Raw genomic sequence first — 22255 nt, forward strand, 5'->3', positions numbered from 1 at the left:
ATGATGTAGATAGATGAAGTAATTTAAGGAGAGCGCGAATGCAGAAGAATTTAGAGCGGCCTATTGTGACGGCAGAGAAGAGAAGTTGGTTTGATCGAGTGGAATCATTTGGGAATAAGATCCCTAATCCGCTCTATCTATTTGTTATTTTTTGTCTCTTAATCGCGGTACTATCCGCAATTTTAAGTGGTATTAACCTAGAAGTGATCCATCCTGTGACGAATGATGTGGTCTCTATTCGCAATCTCATTAGTGGAGAGGGTTTAGTCTATATTTTACAATCAACGGTGAGTAACTTTATCGACTTTAAACCGCTCGGTTTAGTACTCTGTATGATGATTGCTGTAGGTCTTGTGCAAGAGGTTGGGTTAGCTGATTCAGCGATTAAGGCGCTTCTACTCAATGCGCCGCGCCGTTTTGTGACCGCTTCTATTTTTATTGTTGGTATCGTTGGCAATCTCGCATCAGATGCAGCATTTGTCCTTGTTCCACCTTTAGCCGGGATTATCTTTGCAGCAACTAAGCGGAATCCTATTGTGGGTATTTGTGCCGGCTTTGTTGCTGTTGCGGCAGGGTTTACCGCGAATATCTTTATTGCCGGGACAGATGTGCTTCTCTCCGGTGTCACCAATGAAGCCTCTAAGATTATCAATGGTGTTGAGATTACACCTGCGGCAAACTGGTATTTTATGTTGCTCTCTGTCCCTTTCTTAACCATTTTGGGGACTTGGATTACAGAAAAGATTATCGAGCCACGTTTTCCTATTACGGCAGATTACAATGATAATTTAGCGCCGGCAGGGGGAGATGATTATCAGGTTACTGCGAAAGAGAAGCGGGCTCTAAAGATTACAGGATTGTATGCCTTACTCTTTGTTCTACTCTTAATTGCAACGATCTATCCAGAGGATTCTCCCTTAAGAAATGGCAATGGTGGTCTTGTACCATCTCCTTTCTTAAGTGGCATGATTCCGATTATTATGACCTTCTTTATCAGTTGTGCGATTGTCTATGGGATCTTTGCCGGCACGATTCGCCATTTTGATGATCTACCAACGCTATTAGCCAATGCTTTAAAAAATGTGGGGGGATATATTGTTCTCGTCTTCTTTATTGCCCAATTTATCGGTTGGTTTAATTGGACCAATCTTTCGATGTGGCTTGCGGTCTCGGGGGCTGATTTTTTAGCAGAGATAGAGTTACCCAATGTTGTGATGCTAGGGGCATTGGTGATTTTAGCCGGGTTAATCAATCTTGTTGTCTTTAGTGGTTCTGCTCAATGGGCGATGATGGCGCCGGTATTTGTCCCGCTCTTAATGTTAGTCGGCGTAGAGCCAGAAGCGATTCAGATGGCATATCGTATTGGGGATTCCACGACCAATGTGATCTCGCCTACAAACCCCTATCTACCGATGGTATTAGCATTGATCGCACAATATAACGCGAAAGTTCGCTTTGGCACTTTTCTCTCTATTATGTTGCCTTATTGTTTGATCTTTATTAGTAGCTGGACAGTTCTCTTTTTAATCTACTATAGCTTAGGGCTACCGCTAGGACCGATGTAATCATTCTTAAGAGGGGCTGTTGAGAGGCGGGAACCTACCATTTCGTTCTTATTACTAATGCATGCCCGCGGTTCGGCGGTTTCAGCGCCGAGGGGAGTGGAATTTATTTAGAGTAGATCAGTCGCCAATTGCCGGCAGTTAAGGATTGCCTCTTGCCGGCATGAACCTTATGGAAGTATGCAGTGGTAATCTCCGGCAACTCAACAGCTCTTTTGTTTTGATCAATCATAATATCTATTCTTAAGAGAATTCGTGGAGGGGCGGGAACCTACCATTTCATTCTTTTTACCGGTGCATGCCCGCGGTTTGACATCTTTGATGTCATTTGCCGGCACGTGATTTTGGGAAGTGTGCGATAGTGAGATCCGGCAACGTTCAGCCTTTGCTATTTTGATGAATTGTTCTTAAGAAGGCTTATGGAGAGGCGGGAATTCACCATTTCGTTCTTTTCACCGGTGCATGCCCGCGGTTTGGCATCTTTGATGCCATTTGCCGGCACGCGGTTTTAGGAAACGCGCAGTGGTGATCTCCGGCAACTCAACAGCCCTCTTTGTTTCAATTAATTTCAGCTAATCATTCTTGTGATTCTTAAGAGAATCTGTTGAGGGGCGGGAGCCAACCATTTCGTTCTTTTTACCGGTGCATGCCCGCGGTTTGGCATCTTTGATGCCAATTGCCGGCGCGTGGTTTTTAGATGTACGCGATGGTGATCTCCGGCAACTCAACAGCTCTTTTTGTTCTAAGAAAATAGTGGGTGATAGAAGATCGCCAATTGCCGGCATGCAAATTATGGAAGGATGCAGTGGTAATCTCCGGCAACTCAACAGCCTCTTTTTGTTTTGATCAATCATAATATCTATTCATAAGAGAATTCGTGGAGGGGCGGGAACCGACTATTTCATTCTTTTTACCGGTGCATGCCAACGGACCGGCATCGATAAGATCGAAGGGATTATTGATGGTGAATAATTGCCGTTTTACTATAACCACTCTTTGTTTTGGTGACTTCGATACGTGCCGGCAATGTCTGCTTGAGCTCTTCTACATGGGAAATCACACCGATCATACGTCCAGAGGCTTGTAGCTCGATGAGAACATCGATTGCCTGCAGAAGGGACTCCTCATCAAGTGCTCCAAATCCTTCATCAATAAAGAGGGTATCGATAGAGACGCCACCTTTATGGGATTGAATCACATCTGCCATCCCCAAAGAGAGACTGAGCGAAGCTTTAAATTTCTCTCCGCCTGATAAGGTCTTAACATCGCGATTTTCTCCGGTATAAGCATCATAAATATTGAGATCAAGCCCACTTTGAACATTGCGCGCAGCAATATCTTCGGAACGAATAAATTGAAACTGACCATGACTCATCTGATAGAGTCGGAGATTTGCCGCATGAATAATCATTTCAAAATATTCGATGAGAATAAAGCGCTCGAGCGAGATTCGGCTACTATTTTGTCCGCGGACAAGATCATAAACCTCAACTGTTTTTTCATGACGCGCACGTGTCGCTTCTAAAGCGCTACTGACCTCATTAATCCCGGTAATCGTCTGCTTTATCTGGGTGATAAGTTGCTGATTTTTATGGAGTCTGCTCTGCAATTCTGCAAGCTTCTCTTTATCGCTACCTACTTTTCGCTCAAGCTCGGAGAGCTCGATCGGTGCTTTTCCGGTAAGAGCAAGAGAGAGGGCATTGACCTTCTCATGGGCAATGAGCGCGCGTCGTTCAAACTCGGCCACCTTTTCACGATTGTCAAAGAGATGAGGGATCTGCTGTTGCGCTGCAATAAATTGAGCTTCATCAGCCTCTTCAGTCCCATCATCACTCTTTTTGATAAAAGAGGCTTGGATAAGTGCCTGAGTAAAATCCTCTTCTGCCTTTTTTGAGCCTTGAGAGAGCTTCTCTTTTTCTATCTGATGTTGCTCTAGCTTCTGAGAGAGAAGCGCTCGCTCTTTTTCTGCTTCTTGTAATCTTTTTTCTGCTAATTTGAGTTGCGTTTTGAGCGTTGTTAAAGCGCTTTTTTGCTGATCAAGATAGGTTCGATAGGCTTGTGGATCACGCAGCTCTTCAGGGATATTTTGGAGTATCGATTTGAGCGCGCTCTCCATCTCTGTAAGGTAGTTTCTCTTCTCTTGATAAGATTCCCTTACTTGGTCGAGTTCTCTTTGATGTTGCATTAAAGCAGTTTCAATCGCTTCAAGCTCGGGGCGTAACGTTCGTAATAGCTGTAATGATCTTTGGCTATTATCAAAGGCAGATTGTACTTTTTGCCGATTAGAGGCAAGTGATGAAACCATCATTTCGTAGGTCGAGATCTGTAGGGCTAGAGGCGCTATCTCATCACGCTCTTGTTGGCTGAAAGTGATCATTTTTTGCCACGACTCTTCAAGATCTTGAGAAGCTTGTTGAACTCTCTCTTCTAGCTCTTTCTCTCTATTGAGTAGTTGATCATATCGTCGCTGAGCATCGATCAGATTCTGATTGGCCATCTCAAACTGATGTTGTGGATTGATGGAATCTTCACCTGCTATATGAGCATCTATTCCATCGATTTTATTTGGATGCTGGAGGCTGCCACAAACAGGGCAAGGTTTGCCATCTTCAAGCGTATGGGCAAGCGTTAAAGCTTGTTGCTGATAAAATTTTGCAGCCGCATCTTTCTGCTCTTTTTGCGCATTTTCAAGCGCAGTAGCTCTTCTTGTTTTCTCTTCTTCGAGTGATAAGAGCGTTGCTTGCTCGTGCTTCTGCTTCTCAAGTAATGTTGAGAAATGTTCAAAGTCGCGATGCAGTTGTTGATATTGTGCTATAGGATCGCTACCGGTTTCAGCATTTTTTATTCTCTGCTGCCAATCACTCTTTTTGGTCTGCTCTTCGCGAATGAGATCGCTTAAACGGTTGATCTCTTGTTGAATCTGAGTGATCTGCTCTCGGCTCTGAGAGATCGTGGTCTGATATTGGGCTAGCGCCTCAATCTCTCTTTCTCGACTCTCAAGAAGGGTCACCTCCTCACTCAGCGTCGTGATAAGATCTTCTTTCTTCTGTGCAAGTTGATGTTGTTCTAGCGCATTTTGATGCTCTACTTCCGCCACTTTGAAGCGCTCTTGCGCTGCTGCTAATGCCTTTTGGGCTTCAGTGTACTCTCGACGTAACCGAAAGGCATCATTGGCAAATTTTTCCATCGATAATGCTTTTTCCGCAAGAGCGACAGAATGTTTTAAGCTGTCAATCGCTAATTGTTGTGCGCTAAGGGTTTGAAGATTTTTTTGTGCATCCTCTAACTCTTGGAATTTTGCATTGAGCGCTCGGCTCTCTATCAGTCGTTCCTGCTCTGCTTCGATGATGGTTTCTTGTTGCGTGATCTCTTTGCGAATTGTGCGCTCTTCTGCTTGATAAAATGCCGCTTCTACACCTAAACCTTCAAGCGCTTGAAAGCTATTGATCTGAATTTCACTCTCCTCTTGAAAATGTTCGAAGAAAGGGGATTCCCGCGGTGGTAGTTGCCGATAGATCGATTGGATCAGGGCGTTATAACCAGATTGAATCTCTCTGACCTTCTCTTTAGAGTGATCGGCGCTCATTTTGAGATTCTCAACAACGGTTTGATAACGTTCAGTATTGAAGACAGTGCGTAAAATCGCCTCTTTATCGGTGGTCTTGGAGGTTAGAAAGCGCTGATACTCCCCTTGTGGAAGCATAACCAGCTGATTGAATTGGTCTCGATTGAGCCCTAATAGCTCCTCAATTTTAGGGTTGACCATATTGGGGATCTGCCGTTCAACGAGTGGGATCTCTGCAAAGAGATCACTTTGAGGACCATCATGGTTAAGCGCATATAACTCCGCCTTTCCTTGGGTAATTGTCTTGTTACCCGTTTTGCGGTAGGGAAGCTGACGAAAGATGCGATACTCTTTCCCCTTGAGCTCAAAAATAAGCTCGGCAGTCGTCGGCTCATCATCGATCGCAAAATCACTTCGGAGTGAGAGAGTGGCATCTTGACGATCAAGACCGCTCGCTTCACCAAAGAGCGCATAGGAGATGCCATCAAAGATCGTTGTCTTGCCGGCGCCGGTTTTCCCGGAGATCACAAAGAGATTATGAGGAGCAAGTTTACGAAAATCGATCACTTCCGTTCCATGGTAAGGGCCAAATGCGGTAAGGGTTAATTGAATGGGGCGCATGGGATTCTCCTCTACTCTCTCTCTGTCTGTTGGATGGCATCGGCAAAAATCTGTAATGACTCGGCATCGGGTTCTCTATCGAGCAGGGCACGATAGAAGCCGGTAAAGAGGGAGAGATCATCCTCTCGCTCTCTTTGAGGTGTCTCAAAATGTTTCTTGTGAAACATCGGTGTCTCTATCGGTAATCTCTGAACATGCATTGCATTGGGGAAAACGGTACGAATTTGCGCCATCGGTTGGAGTACCGGCGTCTCATCTAAAAGGGTGACAAAGCAGTAATCTTCACTTTGAGGCATCTGGAGAATCTCTTTGAGATATCCTTTCACTTCACGCAACTCCCGGCGGGGAGTAAAAGCGACCTTCTCAACGGATAACTCCCCTTTAGCACCGAGTTCAATCTCCAAGATCGCTTTTTGATGATTGGCCTCTGATTGAGAATATTTTAAGAGGGAGCCTGCGTATTGTATGCGCTCATCTTTGATGTAGTGCGCTTGATGGAGATGGCCGAGCGCTACATAATCAAAGATCTCAAAGTGCTCGGCAGAGACATACTCACTACCACCAATGGCGAGCGGACGTTCTGAATCGGAGGTGAGTCTCTCTTTTGAAGAGGAGTGGATCACAAATGCATGAAGAATGAGAATATTACGAACAGTAGGATCATATTGCGCTTCGATTTTGGTGACGATCGCTTTTAAGGCGCTATCGTGATCGGTGATATGCTCATCTTGTAAAATATGGCGTACGAGAGAGGGTTCTAAGTAGGGAATCGGGTAGAAATGGACTTCTCCCCATTGGTCCGAGAGAATGATCGGTTGAAAGGTAGGGTCGAGCTCTGTGATTAAAAAGCAGGATTGACTCTGGAGAAACTCATTACCAAATTGGAGGCGCTTAGGGCTATCATGATTGCCGGTAATGGCGATAATAGGAATGCCGGCTTTCAGGGCGATATCACGTAGAAATTGATCGAGCAGTTCGATAGCTTCAACTGGCGGGATGGCGCGATCGTAGAGATCTCCGGCAATGATGATCAGATCGGGGCGCTCTTGCTTAATATAGGTGGTTAACTGCGCTAAAATAGCACGCTGATCCTCGGTCATATAGATTCCATGGATCAGTTTGCCAAGATGCCAATCGGCGGTGTGTAAAATTTTCATGCCGTCTCTATTCCTCTCTCTCTTTTCTCTTTCTTTTCTCTTTCTTGCAATTGATGCTCTCTTTTTTTTAAAAATATCTTATAAGAATTTGATTATAACGAGCTTAATAAAGAGTCGATATGTTAGAATAATTTTATAAAATGATTATCGATATTGCGATATTGAAATATTGAATATCTATCAATAGGTCTATCAATAACGTTTATCGATAATTTTTCAGTTATCGCTGTTAGGGTAACAATGGGATCGCGCCTCTATTGACGCTCTAAGGCAATGACTCAAGCTTAGCATATTTGTGGGAAGGAGTTCGCTATGACAACACGGCCGGATCAAGTCTATCAGCAGAATCAGAGTGGTAGAATTACATTAACCTTTTTTTTCATCTTTAATCTCTTTGCGTTAATCACCTATATTATCGGGTTTACGCTTCTCAATAAGTTGGTAGCCGATGGGAATAATGCGGCTATGGAGTTGAGTAAGATCGTTCCCTTTTCAACAATCACCTTCTCCGCTATTTTACCGCTTGGGTTGATTTTAGGCTTCTGGATGAGTGGTTTTGCGAAGCAAGATTTAGGGGGACTCTTCCGCTTAACGGCCTTAAAACGAGGATTTATCTTAAGTTTCTTCTATCTCTTGGTGATTGTCGGCATTATCTTCTTTATCGATGAGCCCATTGCGCAGATGTTAGGTATTAGTTCTTTCTCCTACCGGATCTTTATCATTGTTCCCATCGGTGCTGTTTTAGGGGCGATCTTTGCTTATATCTGTGCTGCTATTACGATTAAATTTTCAAAAGTGGCAAAAGCATATGATGAGAATCCTAATCGTAAGCCAGGGCGTATTGAAGAGCCTAACTAGTTGTTAGACGTTATGAGGATCGATCAGGAGATCTGATTTTGTAATGTTCAAAGAAGAGAGTGGAATGCTCACCTTATTGTAAGGTGAGCATTTTTTATCGTTGTTTTATCGCTATCTTGAGGCTATTGGATAGCTGTTTGTTATTTGTCCGTTATTGGGTTGTTATTGTCACTATTTGGTTGTTGTTTGGTTGTTGCTTGCTTGTTACCTGATCGTTATTTGATCACTATTTTGTTGGTAGAGAATCCTTTGTGCGATCTCTTGTAGCGACTTCAGGGGAGAGTTGTGTAAGATATGCGCCGTAGAATTGAAATGATGACTGAATGTTAGAAGGAGTGATATCACAATGAAGAGAGTGAAAAATTTAGATAAAGAACGCCATGAAGAGGATGCCGAATCTTGTCGATATACGATTCAACCGCTATCTGACGAGGAGATCGAAAGTGCCGGTGCACTACTTTATCAGCGATTAGCAGAGATCAACCATGGGGTTGGAAAGGTGCTCTACTCGGCAACGCTTCCGGAGACTCTCCAGTTTTTACGTGAAACATCAATTCTGTTAGGTGCTTATGTTGAAGGTGAGTTAGTTGGAATCCTTGCCGCTGAAGAGGATGCGATAGAACGTATAGCTGTTGATAAGGAGTGGATTCGTCTTGGCATCGGTTCAGCATTGATAAGCGCGGCAGAAGAGCAGGGCGCAAGCTATATCGATATCTATCGAGATAATGAGGGCGCGGTGAAATTTATTGAGGCATTGGGATATGGGATCTATGATCTAACAGAGCCTGAGGCGGGAGATCTCTTAGCTGAAGTGCCCTATGCGATGATGCACTTTATGAAGTAGGGAAGATTATTTCCAAGGATCGGTAGTGCGAAAAGAGAGAGCGAGAAGATGATGTTCCCGCTCTTTTTATTGTCTCTTTTATTGTCTCTTTTTGTTATTTCTCGATCGTCATCTCGATAGACTCCATCTTAATCTGTAGCGATCGATCTTAATTATCGGCTCATCATCTCCGCATGGTGAAGAGTCTTTTTAAGGAGCTTGATAAAGATATCTCGCTCCTCATCCGATAAGTGTGTGATAAGGGAGTTCTCTAGATCGATATGGGTAGGTGCTACTTTCTCAATCAGCGCTTTTCCCTCTTCTGTGAGCGTTACAATAACACCTCTTCGATCTTTAGGATCGGTGGAGCGTTCAATGAGACCTTTGGCTTCTAGGCGAATCATACGATTAGAGAGTCCCCCAGAGGAGACAAAGATCAACTCTTGGATACGACCAGGAGTGAGTTGATGATTCTCTTCTCTAAGGAGAACAGCCAAGATATTGAAGTCCCCAAAATTGATGCGATAGCGTGATAAGTTTTCGTCAATCATCTTATTGATGAAAGAGTCCATTCGTACAATCCGTCCGATAATTTCGGTGCCGGTAAAATCCATCTGTTGAAGTGGGGTTGCTTGCCATTTCTCAATCACTTGATCAACAAGATCAGGAGGGGTGTTATCACTCTCTATAAGAGTACTTTCACACGCTTGTTCTTGGGGCTCTTTGGGCATTATTTCGCTCCTTATGTAACTTTAATCCCGAAAATTTTAGGTTCCGTATTGATCGATCTTCTACTATCGGATGCAATAAATAATCGTTATAGAATATCGTTATAGAATCATGATCTATGATTGATGATCTTTAACGATAGGGCAATTATAACGTTTTTTCACTTTTTTGGCAGTGGCGCTCAAGTGCAATCTCTTATGAGAAGGATATCGTTTTTAGCAAAAATATGGTATCTTTCTACAAAGATTCTTCCGACAAAGAAATTTGCGGAAGTTTTTTTATGATAAAGGGGAATTGAGAGGAAAGAGATCGATGCAGAGAGTTGTTGTAGAAGAAAACTTGAAAGAGTATGGAGATCAAGGGGAGCGCAGAGCAATCCGTGGGGCGCTATTAACCTTCCATCAAGATCCCTTTTTTTATCCCCTTGAGGAATCATATCGCTATGAGTCAGATGCGATTGTGGTGATGGAAGGGGGGATGATTGTTGCGGTTGGTTCAGCAGATCAGTTACTATCTACATTAGAAAATACTCCGATTACCCACTATCGCGATCACCTTATTTTGCCGGGATTTATCGATAGCCATGTGCATTATCCTCAAACAGAAATTATCGCTTCTTACGGTGAGCAGCTGATCGATTGGCTTAATCAATATACCTTTATCGCTGAACAGAAATTTAAAGATCGGACTCATGCCGATCAAGTGGCGAAACGCTTTTTGCAAGAACAGCATCGTAATGGCGTCACCTCTTCGACGATATTTTGTACTGTCTTTCCAGAATCAGTTGATGCGATTTTTAGTGAGGCTGAGCGCTACAATATGCGCGTTATGGCTGGAAAGGTCTGTATGGATCGCAATGCGCCCGAAGCCCTCTTAGATACTGCTCAAAGTGCTTATGATGAATCGAAAGCGCTTATTGAAAAGTGGCATGGGCGTGGACGGGCAGAGTATGTTATTACGCCACGATTTGCACCAACATCCACTTTTGAGCAGTTAGAGATGGTCGGTGCGTTAGCTGCAGAGTATCCCGATACATTGATTCAATCCCATATCTCTGAAAATCTCGATGAGATTGAGTGGGTTCGTTCGCTCTTTCCTAAGGCACTCGACTATGCGGATGTTTATGATCAGTATGGTCTATTGCGAGATCGTGCGATCTACGGGCATGGTGTCCATTTAACAGAGCGGGAGCTTGCGATTCTTCATGAGCGTGGTGCGGCTGTAGCACATTGCCCCACCTCCAACTTCTTTTTAGGCAGTGGCGCTTTCAATCTCCAACATGCCAAAGCAGAGGCGCGTCCTATTAAGGTCGGTTTAGGGACTGATTTAGGTGCGGGGACGAGTTTCTCTATTTTGCAGACGATGAATGAGGCCTATAAAGCGGCTCAACTCAATGGGGTTCCCTATTCATCACTACATACATTCTATCTTGCAACTCGTGGGACAGCCGAAGCGCTTCAGCTTGAAGAGAAGATCGGTTCAATTGCTCCTGGGATGGAGGCTGATTTGACAATTTTAGATCTTAAATCAACTCCGATCATCGAATATCGTATGCAATCTGCTTCTTCATTAGAGGAAGCGCTCTTTATTCAGATGATGATGGGGGATGATCGGGCAATTGCTGCCACCTATATTGCAGGAGAACCAGTTTACACTGCCTAACGTCTCTTTGAGGTACTGATGATCTCTCTCCAAAATTGAATCGATACCTCGACGAACAGTGGGCTGTAAAGTGCCGGTAGCCGTAATAAGCTGCCGGCTTTTTTATTCTAGTAAGAAGCAATCTAGGAAGAAGAAACCCAGGAAGAAGCAATTCGATAAGAAGGAATCTGGTAAGTAGTAATCCGGTAAGAAGCAATCGGATAAGAAGTAATATTAAAAAAGAATAATTAGGAGATGATAGAGAATGATAGAGAGAGAAAAAGGGAGAGGGAGATAGAGATAGAAAAAGTTTGACTATTTTTCGCTCGTTTTTTGGGGATATGATTGAGATAGAGTATCGAAAACGAAATAGTGCTGGTTACTCTTTTTAGATCTTGATCATCTTCTATTTTAATATCTGTTAAGAGCATTTTTTGATACTGTTTTTGCTCTGTTCTACTTCTCTTTTTGGCTACGGAATGATCTTAATATCTCTCCCTATTGCTCACTTTAACCAAAGAGTTAAAGCGAATAAGAGTGGTAAAGTCGGTGAAAAGATAGGGGTAGGAAGTAAAGGCGATGAAAATTTTTACTCTGCTCAATTTTTAAAAGATAGAGCCTACAGAGATCTACTCTCTTAGATCATTTTTTGAGAAGGGGAGAGCAGTGCTTTAGTGAAAGAAGAGAAAGGTTGGGGAAAATATTTTAGTTGCTTTCTCTTTTTCTCTGCGATATAGCTATCTCTTAAGCGCCTAAGTTTATGTTTCTAATTTTTTGGACTTAGCGTGATTACTTTTTCATATCTCGATCCTGCGATTTGTGCGCCTCTAAGTGTAGAGAGCGCTTTTTTAGAGCGGATCGAATATGCAACCAATAAAATTTAGGAGTTCTTTTAAATGACTACCCAAAACTGGAGTTTCGATACTCTACAAGTTCATGCCGGCCAAGTGGTTGATGAAACCAAATCGAGAGCCGTTCCAATCTACCAAACCTCAAGTTATGTTTTTGATGATTCGCAACATGCTGCAGATCTCTTCGGGCTTGCAAAGCCGGGTAATATCTATACTCGGATTATGAACCCTACAACAGATGTGCTTGAAAAGCGTGTTGCAGCATTAGAAGGGGGCGTTGGTGCATTAGCGACAAGCTCTGGCATGGCCGCAATTCTCTACGCTGTTTTAAATGTGGCAACCCCTGGTGATGAGATTATCACCTTAAGTACGATCTATGGGGGAACCTATACCCTCTTTAATAATCGCTTACAATCTCAGTTTGGCATCAAGGTTCACTTTGTTGAGCCGGAAGATTTCGCAGGATTGGAGAGCTTAATTAATGAGAAGACAAAAGCGATCTTCTTTGAGAGTATCGGCAATCCAGATATCAATATTCCCAATATTGAGAAGATTGTTGAGATTGCACAAAAGCACCAGATTGTGACGATTGTTGATAATACCTTCGGAACCCCCTATCTGATCAATCTCAAATCCTACGGTATCAATGTGATTGTCCACTCATTGACAAAGTATATTGGTGGCCACGGCACCTCAATTGGTGGCGCAATTGTCGATAATGGTAATTTTAACTATAAAGATAATCCGCGTTACCCTGGATTTAATACTCCCGATGCCGCTTATCATGGTTTGCAATATGCCGATCTTGGTGAACAGGCCTATATCTTAAAGGCGCGTGTTGAGCTATTACGAGATACCGGAGCCTGTATTAGCCCCTTTAATGCATTCTTAATTCTTTTAGGTGCTGAGACCTTAAGTCTTCGTGTAGAGCGCATGACTGAATCTGCCCTGAAGATCGCAAAGCATCTTGAAAAACATCCGGCTGTCGCTTGGGTAAAACATCCTGGATTACCCTCAAGTGAATATTATGAGCGAGCGCAGCGTTATTTCCCGAAAGGTGTCGGCGCCATCTTCACGTTTGGTGTAAAAGGGGGGAAAGAGGCGAGCATTAAATTTATCGATAATTTAGAGATCTTCTCTCTTCTTGCCAATGTGGCTGATGCGAAGAGCTTAGTGATTCATCCTGCGGGAACAACTCACTCACAGCTCGATGAGGAGGGGTTAAAACTTGCTGGCGTACTGCCTGAGTTGATCCGTCTCTCTATCGGTTTAGAGGATGTTGATGATCTGATTGCAGATATTGATCAAGCATTAGAGAAATCACAGCAAGCATAAGGCTTAATAGGGTATTGATGATCGATGCTTATTCTCTTATCGATAGATTGTTAGAGGTGATACGAGCGTTAAGAGCGACAAGCGGTAGATGATCAATACAAAAATTAAAAGAGCTGTTTATCACTATTAAGCAGCTCTTTTCTCATTGGTAAAATAGATTATTGATATGTTGTTTTGAGATGTTATTGAGGTGTTACCCCATCGCTTTAACATTGAGAAATGGAATATGAGGAGGCTAAATGCCGGTTAAAATTCCTAACGCGCTACCTGCTTACCAGGTATTGAAAAATGAAAATATCTTCGTCATGGATGAAGATCGTGCTGTCGCACAAGATATTCGTCCTTTAAAAATTGCGATTTTAAATTTAATGCCACTTAAAGAGGTGACAGAGACACAGCTTTTGCGGGTATTAGGTAACACACCATTGCAGATCGATCCTGTCTTTATTGCAACAGAGAGCTATCAGCCTAAAAATACCGATAAAGCGTATCTAGATACCTTCTATCGTACTTTTGAGGATATTAAAGAGGATGCATTTGATGGTTTTATTATTACGGGTGCTCCGGTGGAGACGATCCCTTTTGAGGAGGTGCAGTATTGGCAAGAGTTAACGGAGATCATGGAGTGGGCGGATAAAAATGTCTTCTCGACACTCTATATCTGCTGGGGCGCACAAGCAGGGCTCTACTACCGTTATGGTGTTAATAAGCATCCCCTAGAAAAGAAATGTTTTGGAGTCTTTCCCCACGAGGTTACTGCCCAAAATGTGAAGCTTTTAAGAGGGTTTGATGATCAATTTTATGCGCCCCATAGCCGTCATACCGAGGTGAGAAGGGAAGAGATTTTAGAACATAATGATCTGATGATCCTAGCGGAGTCGGCAGAAGCAGGGGTTCATATTGTTGCCAATAGAGATCTGCGCCATGTCTATGTTATGGGGCATGGTGAATATGATCATGACACATTAGATCGTGAGTATCGCCGTGATTTAGAGCGGGGTGATAAGATCGATCCGCCTAAAAATTATTATCGTAACAATGATCCATCAGAGGCGCCGCTTGTCACTTGGCGTTCTCATGGTAATCTTCTCTTTGCTAATTGGTTGAACTACTGCGTCTATCAGGAGACACCATTTGATCTGCTCTCCCTTAAAAAGCGTTAAAGAGGGGGAGTCAGACCAGTAGAATGGATTCGTAGTGTTTGCTAAAAAGAGTTAGGGGATATTCTCTGAGAGTGAGATCCTGACATTGGAATCCTAAAGTCGAAACCCTAGAATCGAAATTATGAATCATCAATTATCAATCATCAATCACCAATTATCGAGAGAGATGAGAGAGGTAAGAGAGATAGCCAGGAAAATGGGTTATCTCTTTTTTTATAAAAAAGCGTAAAGTAAAAATAGATGACGATATCGATAGGGGGATTGATGGGGCATCGAGGAGATCATTAATTGAATGGGGTCTATAGATCGCTACTATAATCGGCACTATAAAATATTCTATAAAGTAGTGTATTATAACGATCTCTTATTAATAAATTTATGTAAATAAATACCTATAATGGTGAGGTAAAATCAAGATGAAAAGACATCTTATTGCAGTAGGGATCTGGATGGCGCTCTTTCCAGAGGCAGTTGTTGCTTCTGAGGAGAAGTCGTTACAAATTCGTATTGATCTTAATAATGTTGATGCGATTGGGTCGCTATTTGATGGAGGAGAGCTTCCTGAGCAACCCTTATCTGAGCAATCTCTATCTGAGATAACTACTGTTACTGAGATGGTTTCAGCGCCGAAAGAGTCAGAAAATATCCCCGCTTTAGAATTGCGTTCGCAAGTAGCAGAGAGCGCGCAAGCGCCTGTTGAGATTGTAGAAGAGATAAGCTCTTCAGATCCTCAATTATTGATGGAGGATCTTGATGAGTCGGAGGAAGAGGTGGCGCTCGTTGCTGAAAATTTTCAGCGATTTACAATGCCAACAGAAGCGATCGATTATAGTGCGCGTGCTAATTACTGGGCAGAAAAAGCAGCCAAGGCAGGGGAGAAATACCCTTATCAAGCACGGGTCAGTAATAATATCTTAAATCGCTTTCAACAACGTTTTAAAGAGCAGTTTAAGGAATCAATAGATAGCTCTTCGCTTCTTGTGAATCAGAAAGGATTGACCCCGAAGGGGGAGGCGCTCTATCAGCTTCTCTTAGCAAGTGAGGAGGAGGGGCTCTTGCCACAACTCTACCATGTTGGGCGTATTCAAAACCTCCTTCAAGCAGACCCCGCTCTCTATCAGGCCGAGATCAATGAGCTTTTGCAGGTAGGGATGTTAGCCTATATCCGCGATATGGTTGTAGGAATGCCGGAATTGAAGAAGCGGGATCCTGACTGGTTATTAGAAGGGCGAAAAGTGGATGCTCCCGAGGTTTTAATAACATTGATAGAGAGTGATGATCCTCAAGCGGTAGCGAATAAGTTACAACCTGCTTATCCTGAATATCATAATTTGAAGCGAGCACTTCGAGCCTTTAAGGCGAAAGAATTTGATCAAGAGCCGGCACTGATTGCAAAAGGGCCTACTATTAAGCCTGGCATGAGTGGAGAGCGTGTGATTCAGATGCGTGATCGCCTCAATTACCAGGGGTATGATGCAGGTGATGCTAATTATTACGATGCGAAAATGGGAGAGGCGGTTAAAGCATTTCAAAAGACCCATCTTTTAGAGCCAGATGGAGCCGCTGGAGCAAAGACGATTACCGAATTAAATCGCTCTAACCGTGATCGTATCGAGCAGATTCAGATCAATATGGAGCGTTGGCGCTGGATGCCGGCAACAATGGGGGATCACTATGTCGCTGTCGATATCCCTGGTTTCCGTTATGCTGTTATTAAAGAGGGTAAAGAGGTTCTTAATGCTCGAACTGTAGTGGGGCGGGGCGCTCGTAAGACGCCGGTCTTTATGTCACCGATGAGCTATATTGTCTTTAGCCCCTATTGGCATGTTCCACGATCGATGGCTGTCAATGACTTTCTCCCTAGATTGAAACAGAATCCTTATGCATTGAATCGCTCAAAGATTCGAATCTTTCGCAATGGGGTAGAGATTGATCCCGGAACGGTAGATTGGTCACAATATAGTCGTAATAACTTTCCTTTTCAGTTACGGCAAGATCCGGGGGATCATAACTCTTTAGGTCGCGTTAAATTTATGTTCCCGAATGAACATGCAATCTATCTACACGATACCCCTTCAAAATATCTTTTCGATAAAACATCACGAGATTTTAGCTCAGGGTGTGTGCGGATAGAGAATCCAGAAGAACTTGCTGAGTATTTTTTAGGCGAGGCTGGGTGGGATCAAAAACGGATAAAGTCAGCATTTAAGCGCTCTTCGGAAGCACATGTCAGTCTAAGTAAGGATAAAAAGATACCTGTCTATACTTTATACATGACAACGAGAGTAGAGAATGATAGTATTTCTTTCCGTGCTGACATCTACAGCAAAGACAAAGTGCTCCTAGAGTCACTCAGTAATCTTTCGAAATGATGTTTACACTGTTAGCCAAAGTTCAATTTAATTGTTTAAGAGCCACTTAAAATCGATTAGAGATTGTTTGAAAAAGATTTTAAGGAGTGATAAAAAAATAAGCAAAAATTAAATTGACACATTGAAAACACAATGTATAATGATGGCTTCTCTGGTGGAGTTCCCGAGTGGTTAAAGGGACTAGACTGTAAATCTGGCGGCTATGCCTTCGTAGGTTCGAATCCTACCTCCACCACCAAATTTTAGCTTCAAAAATGAGTTTCGCGGGTGTAGTTCAATGGTAGAATCTCAGCCTTCCAAGCTGATTGTGTGGGTTCGATTCCCATCACCCGCTCCATTTCTGCTCATATAGCTCAGTTGGTAGAGCGCGTCCTTGGTAAGGACGAGGTCACCAGTTCAATTCCGGTTATGAGCACCATTCCCCTTCCGTGTAATTAATCTAATCAAGAAGAGTGATATTATGTCAAAGGAAACTTTTAGTCGTAATAAGCCGCACGTCAATGTCGGTACAATTGGCCACGTTGACCATGGTAAAACTACATTGACAGCTGCTTTAACAAAAGTAGGTAATGAGTCTGTAGGTGCAAACGTTCGTGCATATGATCAGATCGATAATGCGCCGGAAGAGAGAGAGCGTGGTATCACGATTTCAACTTCGCACGTTGAATATGAGTCTGAGAATCGTCACTATGCGCACGTTGACTGCCCAGGACACGCAGACTATGTTAAAAACATGATCACCGGTGCGGCACAAATGGATGGGGCAATCCTCGTTTGTTCAGCTGCTGATGGTCCGATGCCACAAACACGTGAGCACATCCTTTTATCTCGTCAAGTAGGTGTTCCATATATCCTTGTTTTCTTAAACAAAGCAGATATGGTTGATGATCCTGAATTGATCGAGTTAGTAGAGATGGAAGTTCGTGAGCTTCTTGATGCATACGATTTCCCAGGTGATGATACGCCAGTAATCGTAGGTTCTGCGCTTAAAGCAATCGAAGGGGATGAGTCTGAAATCGGTGTTCCTGCAATTAAAAAACTTCTTGCAGCATTAGATGAGTGGATTCCTGAGCCAGTACGTGAAATCGATAAGCCATTCCTTATGCCTATCGAAGATGTGTTCTCAATTTCAGGTCGTGGTACAGTTGTAACTGGCCGTGTCGAATCTGGTATTGTTAAGACTGGTGAAGAGCTTGAGATTGTAGGAATTCGTCCAACTCAGAAAACAACTTGTACGGGCGTTGAGATGTTCCGTAAGCTTCTTGATCAAGGTCAGGCAGGTGATAACGTTGGTGTTCTTCTTCGTGGTACAAAACGTGAAGATGTTGAGCGTGGTCAAGTATTAGCAAAACCAGGTTCAATTAAGCCACACACAAAATTTGAAGCAGAAGTATATGTATTATCTAAAGAAGAAGGTGGTCGTCATACTCCATTCTTCAAAGGATACCGCCCACAATTCTACTTCCGTACAACTGACGTAACAGGTGCAGTTGAACTTCCGGAAGGTGTAGAAATGGTAATGCCTGGCGATAACGTCAAGATGGTTGTTGAGTTAATCAACCCAATCGCGATGGATGAAGGTTTACGTTTCGCAATCCGTGAAGGTGGTCGTACAGTTGGTGCAGGTGTTGTATCTAAAGTTATTGCATAATTACTGCTAGCAGTATTTGGGTCAATAGCTCAATTGGCAGAGCGACGGTCTCCAAAACCGTAGGTTGAGGGTTCGATTCCTTCTTGGCCCGCCAAAATATAAAGCAGTCAGTTTTGTTTCTGACTGCTTTTATTTTATCTAATCAAAATTATCTAGTATAATGCCGGTTTAATGTGCATGAATGAGAAGTAATAAGATGAAAACAAAGAAAAAGCCTGTAAAGGTGAATGAGCAACCCGCAGTTGCAAAGAGAGCCTCACAAACTAAAGGGCAAGAAGTTAAGAGCGGTAAAGGTTTAGTCTGGCTTGCAGTATTAGTGGTATTGGCAGGGATCTTTGTCTATTACTACTTTGAGGGCATCAATATGCTCTACTCTTTTGGCGCGTTGATCGCTGGGTTGGCTGTTGGTGCGGGGATCTTTTTTGTCTCTCCAACAGGGAAGAACTTAGTGGTCTTCTTTAAGGAGTCGAGAATGGAGTTGCGCCGAGTAGTATGGCCAACAATGGATGAGACTCGTAAAATGACACTACTTGTCATTATCGTTATGGTCGTGACGCTACTCTTTTTGATGTTTGTTGATTTTATTATTAAGAACATCATCTCATTTATATTGTCATTTTCGTAGGAGAGAAAGATGCATTGGTATGTGATACAAGCTTATTCTGGGTACGAAGGACAGGTAGTTCGTGCACTACATGAATATATTGCAAGAGAAGGACTTGAATCTAAGTTTGGTGAGATTTTAGTGCCGACTGAAGAAGTAGTAGAAGTTAAAGATGGTAAGCGTCGTAAGAGTGAGCGTAAATTCTTTCCGGGCTATGTCTTAGTTCAAGCAGATATGGATGAAGAAGTTTGGCACTTAGTTAATAGCGTTCCGCGAGTGATTGGGTTTGTTGGTGGTAAGAGTGATCGTCCAAGTCCTATCTCTGAGCGTGAAGCAAACCATATTTTAAATCGCATTGCTCAGGCTGAAGAGGGTCCTAGACTGAAAGTTCTCTACGAGGTAGGGGAGGAAGTTCGCGTTATCGATGGTCCATTTAATGAGTTTAATGGTACTGTTACTGAAGTTGATTCAGATAAAGGGCGAATTAAAGTCTCTGTGATGATCTTTGGTCGCGCAACCCCTGTTGATTTAGAATTTAGTCAGGTTGAGAAGCTGTAGTTTAATATCTCATCACTGAAAAGTAAGCAGTTAAGGAGAGTGTTGAAATCAAGGTGTTAATAATAATTTTAATTTCTTGATTTTAACGCTCTCTTCTGTTTTTGGGAGTATTTTGAGGTTTGTTTTATCCACCTCTCTTTTGAATAAATAGTTGTAGTGCTTGATAAAGAATGGTACAATACCGAGTCTTTTAAAACTTGGGGAGCTGAAGAGCGTTTAACCCATACAATTAGGAGTATCGCCAAATGGCAAAGAAAGTAATGTCTTATATCAACCTGCAAGTAGCAGCAGGTAAAGCGAATCCATCACCACCAATCGGTCCGGCGTTAGGTCAACATGGTGTGAATATCATGGAATTCTGTAAAGCGTTTAACGCAGCAACACAACAGATGGAACCTGGTATGCCAATTCCAGTTGTGATTACAGTCTATAATGACCGTTCATTCACATTTATCACAAAGACTCCACCAGCAGCATATCTTTTAAAGAAAGCAGCAGGTATCAAATCAGGTAGTCCAAAACCAAATACACAAAAAGTTGGTAAAGTGACTCGTGCGCAATTAGAAGAGATTGCGAAGACTAAAGAGCCAGATTTAACTTCAGCTGACTTAGATGCTGCAGTAAGAATCATTGCAGGAAGTGCACGCTCAATGGGTATCGAAGTGGAGGGTGTGTAATATGGCTAAGTTAACTAAGAAAAGAAAAGCTATTTTAGAGTTAATCGATTCAGAAAAAGTATATTCTTTAGAAGAAGCGGTTGAAACACTTAAAAAAGTTCCTGCGGCAAAATTTGAAGAATCATTCGAAGTTGCTATTAACTTAGGTGTTGATCCACGTAAATCAGACCAAGTTGTTCGTGGCGCGACAGTTATGCCAAACGGAACGGGTAAAGATGTTCGTGTTGCAGTATTTGCACAGGGTGCAAACGCTGAAGCTGCTAAAGAAGCGGGTGCGGATGTTGTTGGATTTGAAGATCTCGCAGAGAGCATGAAGGGTGGCGATCTCAACTATGATGTTGTTATTGCAACGCCAGATGCGATGCGTGTTGTAGGTCAATTAGGACAGGTCTTAGGTCCTAGAGGTCTTATGCCTAACCCACGTGTTGGTACAGTAACGCCAGACGTGGTGACCGCTGTTAAAAATGCAAAATCAGGTCAAGTACGTTTCCGTACTGATAAAGCGGGGATTATCCACGCTGCAATTGGTAAGGTAAACTTTGATGCAAATGCAATCAGAGAAAATCTTAAAGCACTTATTACTGAGTTGACTCGTTTGAAGCCAGCTTCAGCAAAAGGTGTATACCTTAAGAAGTTAACAGTATCGACCACTATGGGTCCTGGTATTACTGTTGATTTAGCTTCGGTATAAACAAAATAGAGAATGTGAACTTATCTTTTAATTTTGAGTAGCTCCTCTTTAGGAGGAGCTGGTTTTAATTAAAGGTGAGTCGAAGACCGTAGATTCCCTTCGGGTTTAATTGTCTAGATAGTCAAGTTTTACGCTATCGAGATGGTCTACGTAGACGGTGGTTCTAGATTAGGGTTACCGTAGGGCCAAACTTAATTGTTTGGGTGTTGTAACAGGTAAGTAATTACCAGATATGTAAAGGTGAAAAATGAGTTCTTTGCAAAGTAAACAAGTAGTGGTGGAAGAGGTTAGTGGGTTAGCAAATAATGCGCACTCTCTAGTTCTTTCTGAGTACCACGGGCTTACGGTAGCTCAGATTACATCTCTTCGTAATGCGGCAAGATCAGCAGATGTTGATATCCGTGTTGTGAAAAATACATTAGCAAGACTTGCATTGAAAGATACTCAATTCGAAGATGCGATCCCAAGTCTTGTTGGTCCGATCATCATGGCTTTCTCTATGAACGAGGAAGATCCAGTTGCCGGCGCACGTGTTATTCACAATTTCCTTAAGGAAAAAGAGAATGAGAAGTTAGTAGTTAAAGCAATTGCCCATGATGGCGAAGTCCATGATGGATCTGCACTGAAAGCAATCGCGTCACTCCCAACGAAGGAAGAAGCGATCTCAATGTTCTTAGCAGTATTGAAAGCACCAGTTCAGAAACTTGCAGCAACATTAGCTTCTGTAAGAGACAAGAAAGAGGCAGAAGCAGCTTAATCGCTCTGCTAACAATTCTTAATTTAGAATCGTTAACTAATCAAAATTTTAAGATAATTTTAGGAGTTATATTATGGCAATCTCACACGAAGATATCCTTAATGCAATTGAAGAGATGAAAACTGCAGAAGTTATGGAGTTAATCTCTGCAATCGAAGAAAAATTTGGCGTAACAGCAGCAGTTGCAGTTGCAGCTGGTCCTGCAGGTGATGCTGGCGCAGCAGCAGACGCTCAAACTGAGTTTGATGTTGTAATGACGGCTGTCGGCGACAAGAAAATCAACGTTATCAAAGTGGTACGTGGTATCACAGGTCTTGGTCTTGGTGATGCTAAAGCGCTTGTTGAAGGTGCACCTGCAACAGTTAAAGAGCAAGTATCTAAAGAAGAAGCTGACAAGATCAAAGCTGAGCTTGAAGAAGCGGGCGCAACTGTTGAACTTAAATAATCAGGCTATAATTAAAAGAGATGTACAACTATCTGCCTGATATTACCAGGTACTCTTTTAATTAAGAATGAAACATAAAGGCTAGGGTTACGACTCTAGCCTTTACTAGCTTCTAAAAAATATTTTTCAAGCGTATAAATTAGGCCTTTTGGCCAAAGGATTAATTTATATGTTTACACTCCCCATCTCATGAGG

19 protein-coding genes and 4 tRNA genes are annotated in these 22255 nt (G+C 42.6%); 18 read left to right on the top strand and 5 right to left on the bottom strand.

Annotation, left to right across the window (positions count from 1 at the left end; genetic code table 11):
* Nucleotides 1-38 precede the first annotated feature (38 nt).
* A complete protein-coding gene (locus tag AC0SAP_RS08750; protein WP_094567450.1) occupies nucleotides 39-1565 on the top strand; it encodes an AbgT family transporter in 1527 nt (508 codons plus the stop codon).
* Nucleotides 1566-1668: 103 nt separating this feature from the next.
* Here the strand turns inward: AC0SAP_RS08750 and AC0SAP_RS08755 are convergent, their stop codons facing one another.
* The 4 genes from AC0SAP_RS08755 to AC0SAP_RS08770 form a co-directional block, all read right to left on the bottom strand.
* Entirely contained in the window at nucleotides 1669-1794 is a 126-nt protein-coding gene (locus tag AC0SAP_RS08755; RefSeq protein WP_473383899.1) for a hypothetical protein, read from the bottom strand.
* A gap of 340 nt (nucleotides 1795-2134) precedes the next feature.
* On the bottom strand, nucleotides 2135-2389 hold the full coding sequence (locus tag AC0SAP_RS08760) for a hypothetical protein (protein WP_473383900.1): 255 nt from the start codon (nucleotides 2387-2389) through the stop codon (nucleotides 2135-2137).
* 128 nt (nucleotides 2390-2517) lie between these two features.
* On the bottom strand, nucleotides 2518-5748 hold the full coding sequence (locus AC0SAP_RS08765) for an AAA family ATPase (RefSeq protein WP_473383901.1): 3231 nt from the start codon (nucleotides 5746-5748) through the stop codon (nucleotides 2518-2520).
* Between the two features lie 11 nt (nucleotides 5749-5759).
* Nucleotides 5760-6905: an exonuclease SbcCD subunit D gene (locus tag AC0SAP_RS08770; protein ID WP_473383902.1), complete on the bottom strand. Its 1146-nt coding sequence runs from the start codon at nucleotides 6903-6905 to the stop codon at nucleotides 5760-5762.
* A 312-nt stretch (nucleotides 6906-7217) separates the two neighbouring features.
* Between AC0SAP_RS08770 and AC0SAP_RS08775 the strand changes: the two genes are divergently transcribed.
* Entirely contained in the window at nucleotides 7218-7763 is a 546-nt protein-coding gene (locus AC0SAP_RS08775; RefSeq protein ID WP_473383903.1) for a hypothetical protein, read from the top strand.
* A 346-nt stretch (nucleotides 7764-8109) separates the two neighbouring features.
* On the top strand, nucleotides 8110-8607 hold the full coding sequence (locus tag AC0SAP_RS08780) for a GNAT family N-acetyltransferase (protein ID WP_473383904.1): 498 nt from the start codon (nucleotides 8110-8112) through the stop codon (nucleotides 8605-8607).
* A 152-nt stretch (nucleotides 8608-8759) separates the two neighbouring features.
* Here the strand turns inward: AC0SAP_RS08780 and AC0SAP_RS08785 are convergent, their stop codons facing one another.
* The gene (locus tag AC0SAP_RS08785) at nucleotides 8760-9317 is read right to left on the bottom strand and encodes a MarR family winged helix-turn-helix transcriptional regulator (RefSeq protein WP_286481390.1); all 558 of its coding nucleotides are present in this window, start codon (nucleotides 9315-9317) and stop codon (nucleotides 8760-8762) included.
* Nucleotides 9318-9627: 310 nt separating this feature from the next.
* Between AC0SAP_RS08785 and guaD the strand changes: the two genes are divergently transcribed.
* From guaD to rplL, 15 genes are all read left to right on the top strand, one after another.
* A complete protein-coding gene (guaD, locus tag AC0SAP_RS08790) occupies nucleotides 9628-10977 on the top strand; it encodes a guanine deaminase (RefSeq protein WP_473383905.1) in 1350 nt (449 codons plus the stop codon).
* 875 nt (nucleotides 10978-11852) lie between these two features.
* Entirely contained in the window at nucleotides 11853-13142 is a 1290-nt protein-coding gene (locus tag AC0SAP_RS08795; protein WP_473383906.1) for an O-acetylhomoserine aminocarboxypropyltransferase/cysteine synthase family protein, read from the top strand.
* A gap of 239 nt (nucleotides 13143-13381) precedes the next feature.
* The gene (gene metA / locus AC0SAP_RS08800) at nucleotides 13382-14305 is read left to right on the top strand and encodes a homoserine O-acetyltransferase MetA (protein WP_473383907.1); all 924 of its coding nucleotides are present in this window, start codon (nucleotides 13382-13384) and stop codon (nucleotides 14303-14305) included.
* A 416-nt stretch (nucleotides 14306-14721) separates the two neighbouring features.
* Nucleotides 14722-16677 (top strand): L,D-transpeptidase family protein, encoded by a 1956-nt coding sequence (locus tag AC0SAP_RS08805; protein WP_473383908.1) that lies wholly within the window; start codon nucleotides 14722-14724, stop codon nucleotides 16675-16677.
* Between the two features lie 153 nt (nucleotides 16678-16830).
* A tRNA-Tyr gene (locus AC0SAP_RS08810) sits at nucleotides 16831-16915 on the top strand.
* Between the two features lie 25 nt (nucleotides 16916-16940).
* A tRNA-Gly gene (locus tag AC0SAP_RS08815) sits at nucleotides 16941-17014 on the top strand.
* A 5-nt stretch (nucleotides 17015-17019) separates the two neighbouring features.
* Nucleotides 17020-17095: transfer RNA gene (locus tag AC0SAP_RS08820), tRNA-Thr, on the top strand.
* A 42-nt stretch (nucleotides 17096-17137) separates the two neighbouring features.
* Complete coding sequence (gene tuf, locus AC0SAP_RS08825; protein WP_473383909.1) at nucleotides 17138-18328, top strand: elongation factor Tu; 1191 nt, start codon at nucleotides 17138-17140, stop codon at nucleotides 18326-18328.
* Between the two features lie 18 nt (nucleotides 18329-18346).
* Nucleotides 18347-18422 (top strand) — tRNA-Trp (locus AC0SAP_RS08830).
* A gap of 102 nt (nucleotides 18423-18524) precedes the next feature.
* A complete protein-coding gene (gene secE / locus AC0SAP_RS08835) occupies nucleotides 18525-18953 on the top strand; it encodes a preprotein translocase subunit SecE (protein ID WP_473383910.1) in 429 nt (142 codons plus the stop codon).
* 9 nt (nucleotides 18954-18962) lie between these two features.
* Entirely contained in the window at nucleotides 18963-19490 is a 528-nt protein-coding gene (gene nusG / locus AC0SAP_RS08840) for a transcription termination/antitermination protein NusG (protein ID WP_198959042.1), read from the top strand.
* A gap of 245 nt (nucleotides 19491-19735) precedes the next feature.
* Nucleotides 19736-20167: a 50S ribosomal protein L11 gene (gene rplK, locus AC0SAP_RS08845; protein ID WP_094567438.1), complete on the top strand. Its 432-nt coding sequence runs from the start codon at nucleotides 19736-19738 to the stop codon at nucleotides 20165-20167.
* 1 nt (nucleotide 20168) lies between these two features.
* Nucleotides 20169-20858 (top strand): 50S ribosomal protein L1, encoded by a 690-nt coding sequence (rplA, locus tag AC0SAP_RS08850; RefSeq protein ID WP_286481384.1) that lies wholly within the window; start codon nucleotides 20169-20171, stop codon nucleotides 20856-20858.
* 247 nt (nucleotides 20859-21105) lie between these two features.
* Nucleotides 21106-21615, top strand: a complete 510-nt coding sequence (rplJ, locus tag AC0SAP_RS08855) for a 50S ribosomal protein L10 (protein WP_286481383.1) — start codon at nucleotides 21106-21108, stop codon at nucleotides 21613-21615.
* A gap of 73 nt (nucleotides 21616-21688) precedes the next feature.
* Nucleotides 21689-22060: a 50S ribosomal protein L7/L12 gene (rplL, locus tag AC0SAP_RS08860; protein WP_473383911.1), complete on the top strand. Its 372-nt coding sequence runs from the start codon at nucleotides 21689-21691 to the stop codon at nucleotides 22058-22060.
* Nucleotides 22061-22255 lie beyond the last annotated feature (195 nt).

The sequence above is a fragment of the Ignatzschineria sp. PL_is040 genome (genome assembly GCF_055813795.1).